The organism is Acinetobacter sp. AOR01_HL (assembly GCF_027855455.1).
Classification (GTDB): Bacteria; Pseudomonadota; Gammaproteobacteria; order Pseudomonadales; family Moraxellaceae; genus Acinetobacter; species Acinetobacter baumannii.
The window spans coordinates 1-21,497 of sequence record NZ_JAKTIM010000051.1; the positions used below are offsets into that span (position 1 = coordinate 1).

Annotated in this window: 12 protein-coding genes, 2 tRNA genes and 3 rRNA genes; 11 read left to right on the top strand and 6 right to left on the bottom strand. The window is 42.1% G+C overall.

What is annotated here, in order from left to right; translation table 11 throughout:
- The first annotated feature begins 174 nt into the window (after positions 1-174).
- The 6 genes from MKL62_RS15420 to MKL62_RS15445 all read left to right on the top strand — a co-directional run bounded on the left by MKL62_RS15420 (position 175) and on the right by MKL62_RS15445 (position 6,203).
- Positions 175-1,711: ribosomal RNA gene (locus tag MKL62_RS15420) — 16S ribosomal RNA — on the top strand.
- Positions 1,712-1,770: 59 nt separating this feature from the next.
- Positions 1,771-1,847, top strand: a tRNA-Ile gene (locus MKL62_RS15425).
- Positions 1,848-1,902: 55 nt separating this feature from the next.
- A tRNA-Ala gene (locus MKL62_RS15430) sits at positions 1,903-1,978 on the top strand.
- 340 nt (positions 1,979-2,318) lie between these two features.
- Positions 2,319-5,211 (top strand): 23S ribosomal RNA (locus MKL62_RS15435).
- A gap of 185 nt (positions 5,212-5,396) precedes the next feature.
- Positions 5,397-5,511: ribosomal RNA gene (gene rrf / locus MKL62_RS15440) — 5S ribosomal RNA — on the top strand.
- The 16S, 23S and 5S rRNA genes sit together here with 2 tRNA genes alongside, the layout of an rRNA operon.
- A gap of 140 nt (positions 5,512-5,651) precedes the next feature.
- Positions 5,652-6,203: a glutathione S-transferase family protein gene (locus MKL62_RS15445; RefSeq protein WP_005127802.1), complete on the top strand. Its 552-nt coding sequence runs from the start codon at positions 5,652-5,654 to the stop codon at positions 6,201-6,203.
- A 105-nt stretch (positions 6,204-6,308) separates the two neighbouring features.
- Here the strand turns inward: MKL62_RS15445 and MKL62_RS15450 are convergent, their stop codons facing one another.
- Positions 6,309-7,001 (bottom strand): TIGR04219 family outer membrane beta-barrel protein, encoded by a 693-nt coding sequence (locus MKL62_RS15450; RefSeq protein WP_000698062.1) that lies wholly within the window; start codon positions 6,999-7,001, stop codon positions 6,309-6,311.
- 628 nt (positions 7,002-7,629) lie between these two features.
- On the opposite strand from MKL62_RS15450, the gene MKL62_RS15455 reads away from it, so the two are divergent.
- Positions 7,630-9,108, top strand: a complete 1,479-nt coding sequence (locus tag MKL62_RS15455; RefSeq protein ID WP_000132725.1) for a sodium-dependent transporter — start codon at positions 7,630-7,632, stop codon at positions 9,106-9,108.
- Positions 9,109-9,120: 12 nt separating this feature from the next.
- On the top strand, positions 9,121-9,264 hold the full coding sequence (locus tag MKL62_RS15460; RefSeq protein WP_001097630.1) for a methionine/alanine import family NSS transporter small subunit: 144 nt from the start codon (positions 9,121-9,123) through the stop codon (positions 9,262-9,264).
- Between the two features lie 42 nt (positions 9,265-9,306).
- Here the strand turns inward: MKL62_RS15460 and rsmB are convergent, their stop codons facing one another.
- Positions 9,307-10,611 carry a 16S rRNA (cytosine(967)-C(5))-methyltransferase RsmB gene (rsmB, locus tag MKL62_RS15465; protein ID WP_000084727.1) on the bottom strand — a complete coding sequence of 435 codons (1,305 nt, stop codon included), beginning with the start codon at positions 10,609-10,611 and terminating at the stop codon, positions 9,307-9,309.
- The gene (gene fmt, locus MKL62_RS15470; protein WP_000691199.1) at positions 10,608-11,570 is read right to left on the bottom strand and encodes a methionyl-tRNA formyltransferase; all 963 of its coding nucleotides are present in this window, start codon (positions 11,568-11,570) and stop codon (positions 10,608-10,610) included. The genes rsmB and fmt overlap by 4 nt, the downstream gene beginning before the upstream one ends.
- A gap of 348 nt (positions 11,571-11,918) precedes the next feature.
- Between fmt and ilvD the strand changes: the two genes are divergently transcribed.
- The 3 genes from ilvD to MKL62_RS15485 all read left to right on the top strand — a co-directional run bounded on the left by ilvD (position 11,919) and on the right by MKL62_RS15485 (position 16,161).
- Positions 11,919-13,748, top strand: a complete 1,830-nt coding sequence (ilvD, locus tag MKL62_RS15475) for a dihydroxy-acid dehydratase (RefSeq protein ID WP_025469976.1) — start codon at positions 11,919-11,921, stop codon at positions 13,746-13,748.
- 313 nt (positions 13,749-14,061) lie between these two features.
- A complete protein-coding gene (locus tag MKL62_RS15480; RefSeq protein ID WP_000055250.1) occupies positions 14,062-15,351 on the top strand; it encodes a hypothetical protein in 1,290 nt (429 codons plus the stop codon).
- 78 nt (positions 15,352-15,429) lie between these two features.
- On the top strand, positions 15,430-16,161 hold the full coding sequence (locus tag MKL62_RS15485; protein WP_000143321.1) for a sulfite exporter TauE/SafE family protein: 732 nt from the start codon (positions 15,430-15,432) through the stop codon (positions 16,159-16,161).
- A gap of 8 nt (positions 16,162-16,169) precedes the next feature.
- Here MKL62_RS15485 and MKL62_RS15490 read toward each other — a convergent pair whose 3' ends face one another.
- The 3 genes from MKL62_RS15490 to ppc all read right to left on the bottom strand — a co-directional run bounded on the left by MKL62_RS15490 (position 16,170) and on the right by ppc (position 21,420).
- The gene (locus MKL62_RS15490) at positions 16,170-17,060 is read right to left on the bottom strand and encodes a LysR family transcriptional regulator (protein ID WP_001209848.1); all 891 of its coding nucleotides are present in this window, start codon (positions 17,058-17,060) and stop codon (positions 16,170-16,172) included.
- Positions 17,061-17,139: 79 nt separating this feature from the next.
- Positions 17,140-18,435, bottom strand: coding sequence for a solute carrier family 23 protein (locus MKL62_RS15495; protein WP_000073454.1), 1,296 nt, complete (start codon positions 18,433-18,435; stop codon positions 17,140-17,142).
- Between the two features lie 300 nt (positions 18,436-18,735).
- Positions 18,736-21,420, bottom strand: a complete 2,685-nt coding sequence (gene ppc, locus MKL62_RS15500; RefSeq protein WP_000250584.1) for a phosphoenolpyruvate carboxylase — start codon at positions 21,418-21,420, stop codon at positions 18,736-18,738.
- Positions 21,421-21,497 lie beyond the last annotated feature (77 nt).

A 21,497-nucleotide genomic window follows, 5' to 3' on the forward strand; every position in this document is an offset into this window, starting at 1 on the left:
ATCATTAAGAGAATTGAAGAACAACTTGTGTGGATTTTTACTGATTGATTAATCGAAATAATTTTCATTGATTGATTGGTTTAAATTACTCGAAGTTTATTTGAGCGAAATTTAAGTCAGTAATTGATGAGCCAGAATTGGTACCTTGTCTATAAATAAGGTGCAAAATGATTTTAACTGAAGAGTTTGATCATGGCTCAGATTGAACGCTGGCGGCAGGCTTAACACATGCAAGTCGAGCGGGGGAAGGTAGCTTGCTACTGGACCTAGCGGCGGACGGGTGAGTAATGCTTAGGAATCTGCCTATTAGTGGGGGACAACATCTCGAAAGGGATGCTAATACCGCATACGTCCTACGGGAGAAAGCAGGGGATCTTCGGACCTTGCGCTAATAGATGAGCCTAAGTCGGATTAGCTAGTTGGTGGGGTAAAGGCCTACCAAGGCGACGATCTGTAGCGGGTCTGAGAGGATGATCCGCCACACTGGGACTGAGACACGGCCCAGACTCCTACGGGAGGCAGCAGTGGGGAATATTGGACAATGGGGGGAACCCTGATCCAGCCATGCCGCGTGTGTGAAGAAGGCCTTATGGTTGTAAAGCACTTTAAGCGAGGAGGAGGCTACTTTAGTTAATACCTAGAGATAGTGGACGTTACTCGCAGAATAAGCACCGGCTAACTCTGTGCCAGCAGCCGCGGTAATACAGAGGGTGCGAGCGTTAATCGGATTTACTGGGCGTAAAGCGTGCGTAGGCGGCTTATTAAGTCGGATGTGAAATCCCCGAGCTTAACTTGGGAATTGCATTCGATACTGGTGAGCTAGAGTATGGGAGAGGATGGTAGAATTCCAGGTGTAGCGGTGAAATGCGTAGAGATCTGGAGGAATACCGATGGCGAAGGCAGCCATCTGGCCTAATACTGACGCTGAGGTACGAAAGCATGGGGAGCAAACAGGATTAGATACCCTGGTAGTCCATGCCGTAAACGATGTCTACTAGCCGTTGGGGCCTTTGAGGCTTTAGTGGCGCAGCTAACGCGATAAGTAGACCGCCTGGGGAGTACGGTCGCAAGACTAAAACTCAAATGAATTGACGGGGGCCCGCACAAGCGGTGGAGCATGTGGTTTAATTCGATGCAACGCGAAGAACCTTACCTGGCCTTGACATACTAGAAACTTTCCAGAGATGGATTGGTGCCTTCGGGAATCTAGATACAGGTGCTGCATGGCTGTCGTCAGCTCGTGTCGTGAGATGTTGGGTTAAGTCCCGCAACGAGCGCAACCCTTTTCCTTACTTGCCAGCATTTCGGATGGGAACTTTAAGGATACTGCCAGTGACAAACTGGAGGAAGGCGGGGACGACGTCAAGTCATCATGGCCCTTACGGCCAGGGCTACACACGTGCTACAATGGTCGGTACAAAGGGTTGCTACACAGCGATGTGATGCTAATCTCAAAAAGCCGATCGTAGTCCGGATTGGAGTCTGCAACTCGACTCCATGAAGTCGGAATCGCTAGTAATCGCGGATCAGAATGCCGCGGTGAATACGTTCCCGGGCCTTGTACACACCGCCCGTCACACCATGGGAGTTTGTTGCACCAGAAGTAGCTAGCCTAACTGCAAAGAGGGCGGTTACCACGGTGTGGCCGATGACTGGGGTGAAGTCGTAACAAGGTAGCCGTAGGGGAACCTGCGGCTGGATCACCTCCTTAACGAAAGATTGACGATTGGTAAGAATCCACAACAAGTTGTTCTTCATAGATGTATCTGAGGGTCTGTAGCTCAGTTGGTTAGAGCACACGCTTGATAAGCGTGGGGTCACAAGTTCAAGTCTTGTCAGACCCACCATGACTTTGACTGGTTGAAGTTATAGATAAAAGATACATGATTGATGATGTAAGCTGGGGACTTAGCTTAGTTGGTAGAGCGCCTGCTTTGCACGCAGGAGGTCAGGAGTTCGACTCTCCTAGTCTCCACCAGAACTTAAGATAAGTTCGGATTACAGAAATTAGTAAATAAAGATTGAGATCTTGGTTTATTAACTTCTGTGATTTCATTATCACGGTAATTAGTGTGATCTGACGAAGACACATTAACTCATTAACAGATTGGCAAAATTGAGTCTGAAATAAATTGTTCACTCAAGAGTTTAGGTTAAGCGATTAATCTAGATGAATTGAGAACTAGCAAATTAACTGAATCAAGCGTTTTGGTATGTGAATTTAGATTGAAGCTGTACGGTGCTTAAGTGCACAGTGCTCTAAACTGAAATGTTGAAGTTACTAACTTGTAGGTAACATCGACTGTTTGGGGTTGTATAGTCAAGTAATTAAGTGCATGTGGTGGATGCCTTGGCAGTCAGAGGCGATGAAAGACGTGATAGCCTGCGAAAAGCTCCGGGGAGGCGGCAAATATCCTTTGATCCGGAGATGTCTGAATGGGGGAACCCACCTACTTTAAGGTAGGTATTGCAACATGAATACATAGTGTTGCAAGGCGAACGAGGGGAAGTGAAACATCTCAGTACCCTTAGGAAAAGAAATCAATTGAGATTCCCTCAGTAGCGGCGAGCGAACGGGGATCAGCCCATTAAGTTATGTGTGTTTTAGTGGAACGCTCTGGGAAGTGCGAACGTAGAGGGTGATATTCCCGTACACGAAAGGGCACACATAATGATGACGAGTAGGGCGAGGCACGTGAAACCTTGTCTGAATATGGGGGGACCATCCTCCAAGGCTAAATACTCCTGACTGACCGATAGTGAACCAGTACCGTGAGGGAAAGGCGAAAAGAACCCCTGTGAGGGGAGTGAAATAGATCCTGAAACCGCATGCATACAAGCAGTGGGAGCACCTTCGTGGTGTGACTGCGTACCTTTTGTATAATGGGTCAGCGACTTATATTCAGTAGCGAGGTTAACCGTATAGGGGAGCCGTAGAGAAATCGAGTCTTAATAGGGCGTTTAGTTGCTGGGTATAGACCCGAAACCAGGCGATCTATCCATGAGCAGGTTGAAGGTTGGGTAACACTAACTGGAGGACCGAACCCACTGTCGTTGAAAAGCCAGGGGATGACTTGTGGATAGGGGTGAAAGGCTAATCAAGCCTGGTGATAGCTGGTTCTCCCCGAAAGCTATTTAGGTAGCGCCTCGGACGAATACCATAGGGGGTAGAGCACTGTTTCGGCTAGGGGGTCATCCCGACTTACCAAACCGATGCAAACTCCGAATACCTATGAGTACTATCCGGGAGACAGACTGCGGGTGCTAACGTCCGTAGTCAAGAGGAAAACAATCCAGACCGCCAGCTAAGGCCCCAAAATCATAGTTAAGTGGGAAACGATGTGGGAAGGCATAGACAGCTAGGAGGTTGGCTTAGAAGCAGCCACCCTTTAAAGAAAGCGTAATAGCTCACTAGTCGAGTCGGCCTGCGCGGAAGATGTAACGGGGCTAAAACTATGTGCCGAAGCTGCGGATGTATACTTTGTATACGTGGTAGGGGAGCGTTCTGTAAGCCGATGAAGGTGTGTTGAGAAGCATGCTGGAGGTATCAGAAGTGCGAATGCTGACGTGAGTAACGACAAAACGGGTGAAAAACCCGTTCGCCGAAAGACCAAGGGTTCCAGTCCAACGTTAATCGGGGCTGGGTGAGTCGACCCCTAAGGCGAGGCCGAAAGGCGTAGTCGATGGGAAAATGGTTAATATTCCATTACTTCTGTGTAATGCGATGAGAGGACGGAGAAGGCTAAATCAGCCTGGCGTTGGTTGTCCAGGTGAAAGGATGTAGGCATGTATCTTAGGCAAATCCGGGGTACTCTATGCTGAGATCTGATAGCAAGCTGTACTTGTACAGCGAAGTGGTTGATGCCATGCTTCCAGGAAAAGTCTCTAAGCTTCAGTTACACAGGAATCGTACCCGAAACCGACACAGGTGGTCAGGTCGAGTAGACCAAGGCGCTTGAGAGAACTCTGCTGAAGGAACTAGGCAAAATGGTACCGTAACTTCGGGAGAAGGTACGCTGTTGTTGGTGATGGAACTCGCTTCCTGAGCTGACGACAGCCGCAGAAACCAGGCCGCTGCAACTGTTTATTAAAAACATAGCACTCTGCAAACACGAAAGTGGACGTATAGGGTGTGATGCCTGCCCGGTGCTGGAAGGTTAATTGATGGGGTTAGCGTAAGCGAAGCTCTTGATCGAAGCCCCAGTAAACGGCGGCCGTAACTATAACGGTCCTAAGGTAGCGAAATTCCTTGTCGGGTAAGTTCCGACCTGCACGAATGGCATAATGATGGCGGCGCTGTCTCCAGCAGAGGCTCAGTGAAATCGAAATCGCTGTGAAGATGCAGTGTACCCGCGGCTAGACGGAAAGACCCCGTGAACCTTTACTGCAGCTTGACACTGAACTTTGACCTTACTTGTGTAGGATAGGTGGGAGGCTTTGAAGCTGGAACGCTAGTTCCAGTGGAGCCGTCCTTGAAATACCACCCTGGTAATGTTGAGGTTCTAACTCTGTCCCGTGATCCGGGACGAGGACCGTGTCTGGTGGGTAGTTTGACTGGGGCGGTCTCCTCCTAAAGAGTAACGGAGGAGTACGAAGGTGCGCTCAGCGTGGTCGGAAATCACGCGTAGAGTATAAAGGCAAAAGCGCGCTTAACTGCGAGACCCACAAGTCGAGCAGGTACGAAAGTAGGTCTTAGTGATCCGGTGGTTCTGTATGGAAGGGCCATCGCTCAACGGATAAAAGGTACTCTGGGGATAACAGGCTGATACCGCCCAAGAGTTCATATCGACGGCGGTGTTTGGCACCTCGATGTCGGCTCATCTCATCCTGGGGCTGAAGCAGGTCCCAAGGGTATGGCTGTTCGCCATTTAAAGAGGTACGCGAGCTGGGTTTAGAACGTCGTGAGACAGTTCGGTCCCTATCTACCGTGGGCGCTGGAAATTTGAGAGGATCTGCTCCTAGTACGAGAGGACCAGAGTGGACGAACCTCTGGTGTACCGGTTGTGACGCCAGTCGCATCGCCGGGTAGCTATGTTCGGAAGGGATAACCGCTGAAAGCATCTAAGCGGGAAGCCTACCTCAAGATAAGATTTCCCTAGGACTTTATGTCCTCTAAAGAGCCGTTCGAGACTAGGACGTTGATAGGTTGGATGTGGAAGCATAGTGATATGTGAAGCTGACCAATACTAATTGCTCGTGAGGCTTGACTATACAACACCCAAGCAGTTGTATATGAAGCATCAATCGATTCTTAAATATGCAAGACAACTTGATTTAGTTATACCTCTAGCTAAAATGAACAGATAAAGTAAGATTCAATTCAGCCCAGTCTGTTACAGATTTGGAAAACGCTTCGGCATCAAGTAAGACCTAAGCAAGTATCCATAAACAGTTGTGCTGGCGACCATAGCAAGAGTGAACCACCTGATCCCTTCCCGAACTCAGAAGTGAAACCTCTTAGCGCTGATGGTAGTGTGGGATTACCCATGTGAGAGTAAGTCATCGCCAGCTCATTATTCTAAACACCCCAATCTCAAAAGAGGTTGGGGTGTTTTTTTATAGCCGGTAAATCAAAATATTATGGAAGTGTTGTGTTATAAACAATAAGAAAATTATATATTTAAATATGCAGAATAAGGGGGTAAGTACCTATGATAATCTATGGTGATGTAGATTCAGGTAATTGTTATAAAATCAAACTGTTACTATCCCTATTAAATATAAATCATAGATGGATTCATGTTGATATTTTAAATAAAGATACTCAAACAGCAGAGTTTCTATCTTTAAATCCTAATGGGAAAATACCTGTCTTAGTTTTAGATGATGGACGGGTTCTAAGTGAGTCTAACGCTATTCTAGGCTACTTGGCTGAGGGAACGGAATTGATTCCTGCAGATCCTTATATGAAGGCAAAAATGTACCAATGGATGTTCTTTGAACAATATAGCCATGAACCGTTTATTGCAGTTGCTCGTTTTATTAATAAATATCTAGGTTTACCGCCAGAAAGAATAGAGGAATATCATAAATTACAACCAAAAGGCCATAAAGCGTTATCTATTATGAATAAAGCTTTAGTAGAGCACGACTATCTTGTTGGAAATAAATTTACAATTGCTGATATTGCTTTATATGCATACACGCATGTAGCTGAGGAAGGCGGCTTCGATTTAAAGTTATACCCAAATATTCAAGAATAGTGTCAACGAATTCAAAAATGTCCAAAATATGTGAGTATGGTTGAATAAAAAAGAACTCTTATAGAGTTCTTTTTTATATGGGGAAGCTCAAAATTCTGTTTTAATTTAGAAATGTGCTTCTAAGCCTACATAAGGTCCTTTAAATTCAAATTTAAGATCATTGTTATCGTAATCATCTAAATCGATATTGAGGATACGATAACCAGCTGTTAAGCCTAAATCGATTAATAAATTATCGGCAAACTTATACTTTGCTTCCACTAACGCATCTGTAATTTTTGCATCATCAAAGTTTGTATATGTTGCTTCACCTTTAGCGCTTAACCCTGTAAATGGAAGTTTTACTTCACCTGATAAATAAGCAATCGGATATGTCTTATCAATATCTACACGTTTACCAGTATAGGCAGTAATATCTCCATTTAGTACAGTTGCACCAAGACCTGCATCTACACTGACAATATTATCTAGTAACTCATAGTAGAGAATAAAATCACTATGATCTAAATCAACGTTATAGTTAGCTTGACCCAAAGTTTCTGATTTAGTTTGAGTATCTAAATTAACATAACGAATTTTTGCATTTGGAATAAACGGGATTGGGTGCTCAAAAGCTAATGAAAGTTGAGCACTACCTTTTCGGTCTAGATCTTGATCTTCAGGAGATTGTGAAGACATATTAGCTTTGCCGTCATAAAACCAGTAGCCAACGTCTCCTTTTACGCCTATAAAATCTGCTTGTGCGAATCCGCTAAGTCCCATCCCGAGTGCTAAAAAAGACAGTTTTAATATTTTCATCATCAATCCTAAAAAGAAAATCTTTGAACGCATGATATAGATATCTTTGCAGTTATGCATTGATGAAAAATGGTGAATATAAAGCTTCTATATCTTCAATTTTTAACATTCTTTTATTTAATTAATTTTTGTATAAAAATTAATTGCTTATAATGAGTTGAGTTTTAGAGGTTTTAGTATAAATTTTGTGTAAGGGATCGATAATACTTTGATATTTTACTCATCTATAAATTAGTTGATATATCTACTTTATGGATGGGAATGAAATTTTAATGGTAGAAAATATCATTGAATATAAGAAGGTAATAATATGCTTTAAAACAGGAATATTAGCTAAAAAATAACCAATCTAGATAAGAATCTCTAAAAAAACGTAAATTTTCAGACGGAAATTACAGTAAAAAGAAATAAAAACAGGTATTGTTCAGCTATATAGGGGCAAAAAATGGACAAAAATCTTTAAGGAAGAATTTTCTATTTTTGCTTGTTTGTTAAGGGAATAAAAATACTCAAAAGGTGCATTTTATTTTCTACAAACACAAAAGTATTTTTTGGTTCTTTTTTTGCATGCGGAATAACAATCAACAATAGCAGTAAAAATAAGTAATCTTTTAACATTAGGTGTTCTATGACAGATACTCGTGAAAACTGGACGTCACGATCTGGTTTTATTATTGCAGCCGTTGGTTCGGCTGTAGGCTTAGGTAATATTTGGCGCTTTCCGTACGTTGCGTATGAAAATGGCGGTGGTGCGTTTCTTATTCCCTATCTATTAGCACTCATTACTGCTGGTTTACCGTTATTATTTTTAGATTATGCGGTAGGCCATCGTAGTACTGGTTCACCTCCTAAGGCATATCGTGCCTTATTTAAAGGTGGTGAAACATTAGGGTGGTGGCAGGTTTGTGTCTGTATCATCATTGGTTTGTACTATGCAAGCGTACTTACATGGGCTGGTAGCTATGTTTACTTCTCTATTGGCCAAATGTGGGGAAGTGATCCGGAAGGTTTCTTCTTTAATACCTATTTGCAGACCACAAAAGCAACCGGCTTTGATCTACAGTTTGTAGGTCATTTATTCTGGCCGATTGTTGGGATTTGGGCACTTACTCTCATCATTCTTTATGGTGGTGTGAAAAAAGGTGTGGAATTATCGAATAAGATTTTCATGCCTTTATTATTCATTCTCTTCACTATTTTAGTTATTCAATCGTTACGTTTACCAGGTGCGGTACAAGGTTTAAATGCATTCTTTACACCGAACTGGTCTGCAATGATGGATTATAAAGTTTGGTTAGCTGCCTATGGCCATACTTTCTTTTCACTCTCAGTTGGTTTCGGGATCATGGTCACCTATGCATCCTATTTAAAACCAAAAACGAATTTAACTGGTTCTGGTTTAATCGTTGGTTTTGCAAATGCATCAACAGAGATTTTAGCGGGTATTGGTATCTTCGCAGCGCTTGGCTTTATGGCACATGCCGCAGGTACTGAAGTTAAGGATGTTGTGAGTGGCGGTATCGGACTCGCATTTATTGCTTTCCCTAAAATTATTTCAAGTTTAGGTTCTGGTGCTGATCTATTCGGTCTTTTATTCTTCTCTTCATTATTTGTTGCTGGTATTTCTTCAATGGTCAGTATTTTGGAAGTGCCTATTGCAGCAATGCAAGATAAGTTAAAGTGGGGACGTAAGAAAGCGGTAACGATTATTGGTGGTGGTAGTGCACTGGTTTCAATTATTTTATTCTCAAGTGTAAACGCAATTAAGCTCGTTGATATTGTTGATCACTTTATTAATAACATTGGGATTATTGGTGGGGCTTTATTATCAATTATTAGCGTAGCTTGGTTTAAACGTTCAGCACTTAAAGAGCTTCGCGACCATGTAAACCGTATCTCAACCATTCAATTGGGTAAAGGCTGGGACTTCACTTTAACAGTCATTACCTCTTTAATCTTATTAACAACACTCTGTATGACTGTTTTTAATTTGATCAAAAATGGCTATGATACTTATAGTATGAGCTTACAAGGTGTCTTCGGCTGGGGCAGTGTGATTTTCTGTGCAGTCGTTGCTATCGTGTTAAGTAAAATGAAAGATCGCTAGGAGGATAAAATAATGAATACTTCGGCAATCGTGATGTTAATAATTTCGATGGTATTTGTATGGGGTGGATTAGCATTATCCATCTTACATTTAACAAAGCATCCTGAAGAGTTAGATGAAGTTTTAGAAGAAGTAAAAGATCAGCATACACTTTGATATTCTGATCTAGTCAAAAAGCAGGCATAACGCCTGCTTTTTTTATGCAATTTTTTGAATTTTACAATAATAAAATCCATCACCAGATTGTGCTTCTGGCAACAGTTGTCTGCCATGAACTTGTTCAATTCCCCAATCTGCCTCGATTTTCACTTCTTTTGCATCAGCATGTTCTGTGAAGAAGTTAGTCATCTGCTGTTCGTTTTCAGATTTTAAAATTGAGCAGGTGATATAAAGCAATGTACCGCCAACTTTGAGTTGCTGCCACATGTGCTCTAAGATCTGCTTTTGTAGCTCAATGGTTTGGGCTATGTCACTAGATTGGCGCAATAGGCGTATGTCAGGATGACGTCGAATCACACCTGTCGCAGAACAAGGAGCATCAAGTACGATACAATCTACAGGTTGAACAGGAGTCCACTTGGTTGCATCGGCTGCCAAAATTTCCGTATGACTTTGATCGAGTGCTAAGCGATTTAAGTTTTCAGTCACGCGGACTAAACGACTGGGGTCCTGATCAATGGCGATGAGCTGTGCTGGTTTAAACTTTTCAAGCAAATGAGCCGTTTTACCACCAGGGGCCGCACAAGCGTCAATAACCGTTTTATTGTTTAAATCAGGCAACAAGGTGGAACATAGCTGTGCATGTTCATCTTGTACAGAGAACCAGCCTTGTTCAAAACCCGGTAACTGAGTGATTTGTACAGATTGCTCAAGGACAATACCAGCTTCGGAAAACAAACACGCACGTGCCTGAATGTCTAAACTTTGTAGTTTTGCTAAATAAGCATCTCGACCAATATGACGCTGGTTCACCCGTAAAGTTAAAGGCGCGGCTTGCTTTAACGATTGGCAGAGAGCTTCTGTTTGTTCTCCCCAATCCTTTTTTAACCGTTTAAAAAGCCAACTTGGTAAGCCATGTGCTTGCTGTAAACCTTGCTGAAAGTCATCAGTTTCACGAGTTGCTCGACGCAAAATTGCATTAACAATACCACTGAGTGCAGGGAAACCAAGTTGTTTAGTTGCATCGACTGTTTCCGAGATGGCAGCGTGCGCTGCAATACGCGTGCATAAAACTTGATAAAGGCCAACGTATAGGCAGGTTTCTACAGTCTCATTGTTTAAAGGTTTGCTGAGTAAAGGCAGGCTAATTGACTTAAGTGCGAACCATTGGCGCAATGTACCTAAAACAAGTTCATGAAATAGTGCACGATCACGCTCTGCTACTTGATTCAGCTGTGTATTTAAAATACTAGCGAGCGATTGACCTTGCTGAACTTTTAGCAAGGTCTGGACGACTTGAGCGCGCAGGTTAAAACGTGATGAATTTGAAGTAACCTGACTCATGGCAGAATCTGTCCTACGTGAAGTTTTTGAGTTTGTGCAATTTGTTGAGTATTTAATGCTTTACCACCCGGCCACTGCACACTCGTTAAACAAATAAATGTATTTTCACCGCAAGCGACATGTACACCCTGTTTATCGATTGCAATAATTTCACCAGCTTGAGCATCTGCTTTGTTTTGATTAGAAATTGTTGAATTCCAAACACGCAGCGCATTATTTTCATCAAGTTGAATAAAGGCAACAGGCCATGGGTTGAATGCCCGGATATTGCGGTCAACTTGAACTGCATTCATAGACCAATCAATACGAGCTTCTGATTTCACGAGTTTATGCGCATAGACTGTTAAGCTTTCGTCTTGAACTTCACGTTCTGCTAAATATTTTTGCAGAGTTTCTTCTGACTCAAGTACCGCACAAATTGCTGTTGCACCTTGAGCTGCAAGTTTGTCATGCAACGTCGCTGATGTATCTTCGGAAGTGATTGGGCAATAGGTTTTATACATCATATCGCCTGTATCTAAACCCGCCGCCATTTGCATGATGGTGATACCAGTTTCATCGTCACCTGTTGCAATTGCACGCTGAATCGGTGCTGCACCGCGCCAGCGTGGTAATAATGAGCCGTGAATATTTAAACAACCATATTTAGGTGTATCGAGCACAGCTTGTGGAAGAATTAAGCCATATGCTGCAACTACCATGACATCAGCGCCTAAAGCAGCAAGTTCTTGTTGAGCTGCCAGGCCTTCTTCAGTTGAAGCTTTGAAGTGAAGCGGTTGATAAACAGGAATATTATGTTCCAGCGCAAGCTGTTTTACAGGAGACGGTGTTAGTTTTTGTCCACGACCTGCTTTACGGTCTGGTTGAGTATAAACCGCGATAATTTCATGGGAAGTTTTTAGTAGAGCCGCCAATGCTGTTGCAGCAAATTCGGGGGTGCCAGCAAAAATAATTTTCACAAATGCAATCCAAAAAAAGTTTAACGCTAGTATACGTGAAAAACGATTGAAGCCCTAAATCGAGGTACAAAGGAGAGCTAAAGCCATAAATAGTGAACAAAAAATTATTCAAAAACTTTTATTGATAAAAAAAGGTTATAAAAAAATAAAAAATTATTCATGTAAGTTTTGCTAAATATTGACTGAGTATTATCGTTCTTGGCTTTCCCAATATTATTTGCTTCTATAGAATGGAGAATGATCAAATTATGATGATGAGTCAATATTCCGACTGATCTAACGCTATATCAGTATCATTCAGCCAGAGTGGAAGTCATTTCACTCAAGCACAACTTGTTGGAAACACAAATGCCTGACTATCGTTCAAAAACATCGACACACGGAAGAAATATGGCTGGCGCACGTGGCTTATGGCGTGCAACAGGAATGAAAGATGAAGATTTCGGCAAACCGATTATTGCAGTGGTCAATTCATTTACCCAATTTGTTCCGGGCCACGTCCATCTGAAAGATTTAGGACAGCTTGTCGCGGCAGAAATTCAGGCAGCAGGTGGTGTTGCTAAAGAGTTCAATACAATCGCGGTGGATGACGGTATCGCAATGGGGCATGATGGCATGCTTTATTCATTACCATCACGTGATTTAATTGCGGACTCAGTTGAATATATGGTGAATGCACATTGCGCCGATGCGATGGTGTGTATTTCGAACTGTGACAAAATTACTCCGGGAATGTTGATGGCTGCGATGCGCCTAAATATTCCTGTGGTGTTTGTGTCTGGCGGACCAATGGAAGCAGGTAAGGTTAAATTCCGCGGTGATGAAAAAGCAATTGACCTTGTAGATGCTATGGTTGTTGCAGCTGATGACAGCTACACAGACGAAGAAGTTGCAGAATTTGAACGTTCAGCATGTCCAACCTGTGGTTCGTGTTCAGGTATGTTTACTGCGAACTCAATGAACTGTTTAACAGAAGCGCTAGGTTTATCGTTACCGGGCAATGGTTCTATCGTTGCAACGCATGCAAATCGTAAAAAATTATTCTTAAAAGCAGGTCAGCTTATTGTTGAATTGGCCAAACGCTACTATGAGCAAAATGATGCAAGTATTTTGCCTCGTTCAATTGCCACTAAAGCTGCCTTTAAAAATGCGATGACACTTGATATTGCCATGGGTGGTTCAACCAATACAGTTCTTCACTTGTTAGCTGCGGCAAATGAAGCTGAAGTTGACTTTACGATGGACGATATTGATGAATTGTCACGTCGAGTACCAGTGCTTTCAAAAGTAGCACCATCAAAACAAGACGTACATATGGAAGATGTACATCGTGCAGGCGGTATCATGGCCATTTTAGGCGAGCTTGATCGTGCGAATCTACTTGATGTATCTGTACCAACTGTACATGAGAAAACATTAAAAGATGCGTTAGATAAGTGGGATATTATCCGTACTGAAGATCCAGATGTATATGAGTTCTACCGTTCATCTCCGGGTGGTGTTCCAACTCAAGTTGCATTCTCACAAAACCGTTACTACTCAACTTTAGATGGCGACCGTGAAAAGGGCGTGATTCGTAATGCAGAACATGCATTCTCTAAAGATGGTGGTTTAGCTGTTCTTTACGGCAACATTGCGCTTGATGGATGTATTGTAAAAACTGCGGGCGTTGACGAATCTATTTTAAAATTCACAGGTTCAGCACGCGTTTTTGAGAGCCAAGATGCAGCGGTAGAAGCAATTTTAGGCAATGAAATTAAAGCTGGTGATGTGGTTGTTATTCGCTACGAAGGTCCACGTGGTGGTCCGGGCATGCAAGAAATGCTTTACCCAACCAGCTATCTTAAATCGAAAGGTTTAGGAAAAGACTGTGCGTTAGTTACAGATGGCCGTTTCTCTGGTGGTTCATCAGGTCTTTCAATTGGTCACGTTTCGCCAGAAGCTGCTGAAGGCGGTGCGATTGGTTTGGTTGAAGATGGCGATACCATCGAAATTGATATTCCAAACCGTACCATTCACTTGAATATTGATGATGCGACTTTAGCGCACCGTCGTACAGTTCAAGAAGCGAAAGGTTGGCATCCGAAGGAAGAACGTAAACGTAAGGTATCAAAAGCGTTAAAAGTTTATGCAATGCATACCACAAGTGCAGCAAAAGGAGCTGTACGCGTTCTATAAAATATTCAATTTTAATAATTGAGTAGGAAACATGCACCCATTAACACGATGAATTGTTATCATGTTAAGGGTGCATTTTTTATGTCTGGTAAAAAAAATCCGCTTGTAGAAAAAGGTGGTTTCAGATCATTCTATGGGTTTGCCATAAAATGGTGATAAAATCTTCACCTACGCAGAAACTCGCGAAATAACATGACATATTTTCTGCGCGAACTCAGATAGTCATTTTTCCATCTCGACTACTGTTTCACCTTGCACTATGATCAAAATAACTTTTGATCTCGCTTAGGATTTATTTTTAGAGGCACTACTCATGTCACTGCTACGCCGTTGGTTTGACCCTATCCGATCGAGCTGGTTTTACCAAAAGCCTTCTCGTCAAGCGGTGTTACCCACGGAAAATGGTTTAAGTATTTATTTACGACTTGATGATGTGTATAGCTATCTGGCTGTTCAGCAATTGTCTCAGCTAGATGAAATTTTAAGTGATGAACTTAAACCTTTAAAAATTATTATTTCCCATACGGCTTCTGAACCTCCAAATAGCATGACGCATGAGGAGTGGCAGCATTATTGTTTAAATGATGCCAAAATTTTAGCAAATCAGCACCGGTTTGCTTTTGATGAGTTTCCAGAAATCCCAAGTCCAGAATCTTTAAAACAAGCCGCTGTCATATTAAAAAGAACCCCACTACAAGGTCAGAACTTCTTACATTTACTTGAAGATATCTTTCACATGCTTTGGCAACAGCAATATGGAAAATTGCGTACTCTACATGCCATGGCAGTCAAGCATCAGGTTCCTCAGCATTTTCCAGAACGTATTTTTACGGATGAACCTGTTCGAGCGGCATACTTTGAGTTTGGTGGACGTAAATATCATGCAGTAGATGATTTATTACGTTTAACCCGACGTTTAAAACAACAAAAGTTACTGACAGGTAATCCGATATTTTTAATTAATCATATCGAATGGCGTGAACATTTGATTAATGATGCTGAGGCGTTAAATGAAATTCAGGCTTTGCATCCTGAACTTGATGTATTTATCGCTTTAGAAGACCCGATGAGCTGGTTGTTGCTTGCCTATATTAAAGAAGAGCTCGCAGACTATTATGATATTCAGCTAAAAGTTTATCCTTTGAGTTATCGGGGCCGAGACTGGTTTGACTGGAGCTTGGCAACACGTGTGTCTAAACGTACCGAGGTTGCTTTTACACCTTTTTGCCGACCTACAGAAGAAAGTACGCTTGGGATGGCAAAGCTTTTCTATAGTGTGCCGGAAAATCAGCAACTTGATACAATTTTCACTATTTTGCAGGCTGTTTGGACGAAAGGAAAAGATCTATCTTTCCAGAAGCATTTCCAACAGTTACAGCAGCAACTGGGTATTGAGCAGTTAACTGAACAGGATATACAGTCGGTTTTAGCGCAAAATGATGCACTTTGCCAAGACAAGCATCAACCTGATTTGCCGGTTTTAGAGTTGCGTATCGATGGGCAAAGCTATGTATTTAATAGCCTGTATCGGGTTTGGATGATTGAAAGTATTTTTAGCAATGTTTTAGAAGAAAAATACAAAACGGCCTCAACTTCTAATTGAGGCCTACTCCTAAAAACAAGAATAGGGCAAAGCCTGTTTTTTCCGTAGCATAACCTTGTAGGGAATCGGAGATAAACAGTGACATTTCTAGCAATTATTATGATGGTGTTTGCCTTTGCGGGCATGATTAAAGGCATGATCGGCTTAGGCTTGCCTGCGGTATCAATGGGCTTACTCACCATCGCAATGAGCCCTTTTCAGGCTGCATCTCTTTTAATTGTTCCTTCAATGGTCACCAACGTCTGGCAGCTTTTTGCCGAAGGACATGTCTGGGCTTTTATTCGCCGTTTCTGGACGTTGCTCGCAGGTATTGTGGTGGGCTCAATATGGAGTTTTCTACCTACCTTAAGTCAAAGTCATGGTCAAAGTAGTGAAATTTTATTAGGTTGCATGTTGGCCTTATATGGACTTTATGGTCTATGTGTGAAGAAACTTCCGCATTTAGGAAAGCATGAGCGCTGGTTATCACCCATTATTGGATATATCGGCGGGGCAGTGACTGTAGCAACAGGCGTCATTATTATTCCTATCGTACCGTATTTGCAGTCTTTGCATTTAAAACGTGATGAGTTGGTACAGGCTTTAGGATTAACCTTTACGGTCTCTACCATTTGCCTTGCTGTGTTTTTACACCATAACCCGATGTCAGGGATAACACTGGACTATCGTTTATCTTTCGCTGCGTTGTTAGCTGCGCTCATTGGAATGTGGATCGGTAAAAAAATCCGCTATCGACTGAATGAGCAAATATTTCGCCGTATCTTTTTTATAGGCTTGATGTCATTAGGACTTTATATGATTTTGCATTAAGTCAATTTTTAAGGACGATGCTGCAATAAAAAGTCTGCAAACTGTTGATAACTACTGGGCAACTGATTGAAACTTTGTGTGGCCAAAAGTAGTTTACGGTTTGCCCATGCGCCTAGCAATTGAATTGAATGAAAATCATAGTCCGATTGTAGGCGCTGTGCAGCACGGGCAGGCATAATCGCAATTCCTACACCTTTAGCGACTACCTCGGCAATTGCGCCAAAGTTAGGTAAGCGCAACCGATACTGGATGTTAAAACCTAATAATTTGGCTTGGGTTTCAATGGACTGTTGTAAAGAGTGATGTGATTTGAGTCCAATAAAACCATAGCTTAAAGCATCTACTAAATTTAGCTCTTTGTAGTGGGCTAACTCATGTGTCACAGGGCAAATAAGTACTAATGGGTCGCTTGCAAACTCTTTAGTTTGTAAATGTCGGGTATTGAAAAAACTCGAGACTAGGCCAAGACTTGCAATCCCTTGGGTTAATGCATCTACAATTTCTGAACTTTCTGCTTCATGCAAATCGATATTCATTTCTGGATGAAGCACCAAATATTGCGGTAATAACGTAGGTAGATATTCACTTTGAGCAGATGAGTTACACCAAAGTGTTAATGCTTCTGTTGTCGGCTGTCTGAACCGCTGCATTTCTTGTTCGAGTTGATCTTTTTGAGCTAAAAGCTGACGAGCATGCTCTACAAATGCATGTCCAGCTGTAGTGAGTTCTACACCTGTGGTTTGGCGAATAAATAATGGGGTTTCAAAATACTGTTCAAGTTTTTTTATACGTTCACTCGCTGCCTGAAGTGAAATCGCAGAGCGGTCAGCGCCTTTGGTGAGGCTACCAGTCGAGACAATATGAAGAACCAGCTGTAAATCAAAAAAATCAAAACGCATGATAGGAACGTATTGAAATGCAAAAATTCATCATACTAAATCGGAATGAAAAAAGGCAGCTTGCGCTGCCTTTTAGAATTTAGGTTTTATCTTTTAAACTAAACAGCCAGTTTAAAATAATGGCTGCAAACGTTGCTGTACCAATACCACCTAAATTGAAATTACCGAACAATAATTCAAAGTTTCCAGCACCCAAAATAATGGTTACTGAAGCCACGATCAGATTTTTATTGTTAGAAAAATCGACTTTGTTTTCAATCCAGATTTTTGCACCGGCAATGGTAATTAAGCCAAATACCACAATAGATGCACCTGTAAGGACTGCACTTGGAATGGTACTAATGACAGCGCCAAATTTTGGTGATAGACCTAAGAAAATAGCAAAGATGCCTGCAATCACAAATACAATGGTTGAGTACACACGAGTGACTGCCATCACACCAATGTTTTCACCATAAGTCGTCATCCCTGGCGCACCAACACTACCAGAAAGTGTCGTAGCTAAACCATCAGCGACAAAGGCTTTGCCTAATTGTGGAGTTAGGTTTTCTCCAGTCATTGCACCTACTGCTTTGATATGGCCTAAGTTTTCTGCTACTAAAATCAGTGCAACCGGTGCAATAATTAAAATAGCCTTGGTATCAAAAGTAGGATGTGAAAAGCTTGGAATACCGAACCACGAAGCTTGTGAGATCTGGCTAAAATCGATCGGTTTACCTAAACCTAGACCGTTTGTCGCAATCGCATAGATTACATAAGCCAAGATCAAACCTACCAATAGAAGTAGACGCTGCAATAAGCCTCGTGTAAAAACTGCAATACTGCCCATACAAAGTACAGTAATTAAGGCCATCCACATTTCAAAAGGTTGGCCTGCAACGCCTTTAATGGTAACAGGGGCAAGGTTGAGACCAATAATCATCACAATTGCACCAGTCACCACAGGTGGCATAAGTTTTTCAATCCAGCGTGTACCCGTGAGCATGACAATAAAACCGATGAGTGCATAAAAGATACCGCACGCTACGATCCCGCCCAACGCAATAGAAAGATTTGGATTGGCCCCTGAACCTGTGATATGCCCCGTGGCTGCTGCAACAACACCAATAAAGGCAAAACTCGATCCTAAATAACTAGGAACACGACCACCTGTAATTAAGAAGAACAGGATGGTACAGATACCTGACATTAAAATAGCAAGGTTAGGGTTAAAGCCCATGAGTAAAGGTGCTAAAACAGTCGCTCCAAACATGGCAAAGGCATGTTGGATACCTAAAATAGCACTTTGAACTGGAGGGAGATATTCATTGGTAGAGACCGGTCGATGGTCAACATCACCTTGGTAAGGCTGCCATTTGGGAAACCAGTTGGACATAAAATAAGCTCATTATTCTTTAATTGGTGCAATGATACTCTTTCTTGTAAAAGCATTTAATCTCTTGTATTGAATATGAAAGTGAAAAGTAATTATTTTTTAACGATCGGTATAATTTTATAAATTCTAAATATAAGGAATTAGGTGTTTTTTTCTGATAAAAATTAATTTTATGATTTTTAAAAAAATATTCTAAAAAATGAAAAATCGAGGAAAATTTGAGAAAAACAAGGAATTTTGCAAGTAAAAAGCAGCACATCCGAGATGCACTGCTTTAAGAAAGTAGTTAGTAAAATGAGCTTAGCCTGTATTACGTAAACCAGCAGCAATTCCGGCAATACTTACCATAAGTGCATGGTCAACAGGGGTATGCTCTGCCTGACGTTCAGCAAGATAATCACGGCGGCGTTTCATGAGTTCAGCTTGTAAAAGATGCAAAGGCAGTAAATACGGTTTACGAACTTGCATAGACTGATCCAAAACTTCATTGTCGCTTAATAGTTTTGATTCATCTTTTAACGCAAGCAAGGTTTCCACAGCATCTTTTAGACGTTGGCGTAACTGATTGCCCAGCACTTTTAAGTCTTCATCTTCAGTCAAATGAGACTCGTAGTAGAGTGCAATATTGGCATCGGCTTTAGACAATACCATTTCCAGCATATCAATGAGTGTCTGGAAATAAGGCCATTGCTGAAGCATTTCATCAAGCGTTGCTTTTTGCTGATCAGCAATCACTTCATTAATCGCCGCACCTGTACCTAACCATGCAGGTAACATCAAACGGATTTGTGTCCAAGCAAACACCCATGGAATGGCACGTAAAGACTCGATACCGCCACTTACTTTACGTTTTGCCGGACGTGAGCCTAGCGGCAACATTTGTAATTCAAGCTCAGGAGTGACAGTCCGTAAGTACTTCACAAAATGCGGGTTTTCACGCACTGTTTGACGATAAACCTTCACAGAATGATCTGTCATACGGTTCATAAGTTCACGCCACTCAGCCTTAGGCTCTGGTGGTGGTAATAATGTCGCTTCAAGCGTTGCTGCGGTATAGATTTCAAGGTTTTGCATGGCAATACCTTCTAGACCGAATTTGAAGCGGATCATTTCACCTTGTTCTGTCACACGAATTGCACCAGAGATTGAGCCCGGTGGTTGCGAAAAGAGTGCTTGTTGCGTTGGAGCACCACCACGGCTAATTGAGCCGCCACGACCGTGGAACAGAGTCAACTGTACGCCGTGTTTACGGGCAATTGCAGTCAGCTCTTCTTGAGCACGGTATTGGGCCCAGTTAGCAGACATGAAGCCAGCATCTTTTGCTGAGTCCGAGTAGCCGATCATGACTTCGTGTTTACCCTGAATATGCTGCTTATACCAATGCATATTAAACAAAGTATTCATGGTAGTTGCTGCGCCGTCTAAGTCTTTTAAAGTCTCAAATAAAGGCACTACACGTAAAGGATGCTGAATACCGGCTTCTTTTTGCAATAACAATACAGCTAAAACATCACTTGGATATTCAGCCATAGAAATAATATAAGCCCCTAAAGACTCAGGTGGCTGGTCTGCCAAAGTACGCATGGTTGCAAATACTTCTTGTACATCTGGGTGACCAATCAAACTACCTTCTGGCTCATTAATATACTTCGGTAGTAGCGGGCGTTTGCTTTGGAGTTCCTGGATAAGGAAGTTTTGGCGCGCTTGTTCAGTCCATGACTCAAAATTACCCAGACCTAAGTATTCGGTAATTGCTGAAATGGCTTGGCGATGACGGCCTGATTCTTGGCGAATATCGAGCTTAAGTAGTTCAATACCAAAACAGTTCACACGGTAGATAAAGTCGAGTAGTTGACCATTCGCGATTTCAGGTAGATTACTGTCAATTAGAGAGCGATAGCACAGCAATAATGGTTGTAACAGTTCATCTTTGCTTTTAATGACATTGCTGTCATCAGCTTCTAAGCCTTGTAGGCGCTGAGCTAACCAATGACGAGTTGCTTTTAAACGCTCTCGTGTTGCACGTAAATACTCACGATAAGGTTCTGGGTGTGGACTACCAATGGCTTGAACCATTTCTTCGGAACAAGACTGAATTGATAGTTCCCAACGTAAGTTTTCGATATCTCTTAGATAGAGGTCGGCAGCTTGCCAGCGTGATAACCACAATACTTCTTGGGTAATTTGATGAGTAACGTTCGGGTTACCATCACGGTCTCCACCCATCCAAGATGCAAAACGTACCGGAGCAATATGAAGTGGTAAGTTTTGTTGGCAATTGTCTTGAACCAGTTCATTTAGCTCACGGATAAATTTAGGAACAGCATTCCAAAGCGTTTGCTCAATTGTGGCAAACCCCCATTTTGCTTCATCTACCGGGGTCGGGCGGTGCTGCCTGATTTCATCTGTTTGCCAAGCCGAACTAATTTGTTGTTTTAAATTGGCAAGAGCATTTTGTCGTTCACGCGGAGTAAGTTTTTGCTGATCAAGTTGTGATAGACAAGCATTGATATCGTCATATTTTTGAATCAGGGTACGACGACTCACTTCTGTTGGATGCGCCGTAAGTACCAATTCAATCTTAAGATCACAAATTTGCTGGAACAGTTTTTCTGTCGAAATATTTTTATCTTTAAACTTTTTAAATAAGTGAACAAGGGGATTCGGGGAGTTTGCATCCGGATCAAACTCTGCCTGTCTGCGGCTACGTACCACATGATATTGCTCAGCAATATTGGCAAAATTGAGGAAGTGAGAAAAAGCGCGGGTAAGAGGCAATAGCTCTTCATCGGGCAATTCTAAAAATAATTGTTCTAATTGCTTTTCGGCTTCAGCTTGACCATCACGTGCACCTTTGGCAAGAGCACGGATTTGCTCGATCTGATTAAACAGTTCTTGTCCTGCATGCTGTTTTAGGGTTTCACCTAATAAATTGCCAAGTAAGCGGACATCCTCACGCAGTGGCGCATCGATTTGCTGAACCATGCTATTTTCTCCTGTTCTTATTCTTTTCGAATATAGCGCGATTAACGAACATTCCAAGCTTTGAGCGTAAGAAAATG